Raw genomic sequence first — 218 nt, 5'->3', positions numbered from 1 at the left:
AGCATCTGCCTTACAAGCAGAGGGTCGGCGGTTCGATCCCGTCATCCTCCACCATGTTTTTTTGCGAAAGCAAAATATCTTTCCATGGATTGCTTCGTTGAATTGCTTATTGTAAGCAGTATTCATCACCAAATCATTCACGCCGGTGTAGCTCAACTGGTAGAGCAACTGACTTGTAATCAGTAGGTTGGGGGTTCAAGTCCTCTTGCCGGCACCAT

General features: G+C 46.8%; 1 tRNA gene. It reads left to right on the top strand.

Annotation, left to right across the window (positions count from 1 at the left end):
- The first annotated feature begins 141 nt into the window (after nucleotides 1–141).
- A tRNA-Thr gene (locus JI667_RS22570) sits at nucleotides 142–217 on the top strand.
- Nucleotide 218 lies beyond the last annotated feature (1 nt).

Source organism: Bacillus sp. NTK074B, from assembly GCF_017303375.1.
Classification (GTDB): domain Bacteria; phylum Bacillota; class Bacilli; order Bacillales; family Bacillaceae_B; genus Rossellomorea.
The sequence above is the reverse complement of the archived record's forward strand: the minus strand, read 5'-3'. Positions and strand labels throughout refer to the sequence as shown.